Origin of the sequence: Corynebacterium sp. HMSC05D08 (assembly GCF_001807215.1) — a bacterium.
Lineage (GTDB): Bacteria > Actinomycetota > Actinomycetes > Mycobacteriales > Mycobacteriaceae > Corynebacterium > Corynebacterium striatum.
Genome location: NZ_KV788344.1, coordinates 1 through 1,054, shown reverse-complemented (window position 1 = coordinate 1,054; position 1,054 = coordinate 1). Strand labels below are relative to the sequence as shown.

The window sequence follows — 1,054 nt, the reverse complement described above, 5'->3', positions numbered from 1 at the left end:
AACAAGCGCTGCTTGCAGAAGATCTTCCGCGCGGGCCTTACCTGCGCGCCCGACAATTCAAAGACCACGGACAGGGTGACCCGCTGGATCCTGCAACGACTCTGCCTAGATCGGATGAGCGTTGCCGCTGCAGCCAAGTCATTAGGCCTGGGGTGGGATACCACCAACGCCTTGGCCTTAGCCGCTGTCCAGGACTTGATCTACAACGACGAGCACTACCTCGACGGGGTCAAGGTCATCGGTGTTGATGAGCATCGCTGGTCGCACAACCGACGCAAATGGCGCGACGGATACGTCACCGTCATCGTTGATATGACCGACCACCACGACAAGGATGGAAACGTCATCCGCCCCGCTCGGCTTCTTGACGTTGTCCCAGGCAGAAGCGCTGACGCGTTACGAACATGGCTGAATAATCACAGCGAGCAGTTCCGCGATCAGGTCAAAATCATCAGCATGGACGGCTTCCAAGGCTATGCCACCGCCGCTGGCGAAGTCATTCCGAAAGCCACTCAAGTCATGGACCCGTTCCACGTTGTACGCCTGGCCGGTGACAAGCTCACCAAGTGCCGCACCAGGCTCCAGTTAGAAACAACAGGCCGACGTGGCCGCAGCAAAGACCCGCTCTACCGCAACCGGAAAACACTGTTGACCACCGAGCACCTACTCACCGACAAGCAACGCGGGAGGCTTGAGGAACTGTTTGACTTCGACGACGACTACGCGCCGCTACAAGAGACCTGGACCTACTACCAACAAGTCATAAGCTGCTACAACAATCCCAACAAGCAAGCAGCCAAGAAAGCCATGAGCACGCTCATTGACACGCTTGTTGACATCAAAGACGCCGGGATCGCTGAGATCGCGCAGCTCGGCAGGACCATGAACAAACGCCGCAAAGACATCCTCGCCTACTTCGATCACGGAGTATCCAACGGACCTGTGGAAGCGATTAACGGTCGGTTGGAATTCCTACGCGGCATCGCCCTGGGATTCCGCAACCTCGACCACTACATATTGCGGTGCCTGATCCACGCCGCCAACATCCGACACA

At 57.3% G+C, this 1,054-nt stretch carries 1 protein-coding gene; it reads left to right on the top strand.

What is annotated here, in order from left to right; translation table 11 throughout:
- A partial coding sequence (locus HMPREF3148_RS09510; RefSeq protein ID WP_070509050.1) for an ISL3 family transposase occupies positions 1-1,054 on the top strand: 1,054 nt, incomplete at both ends.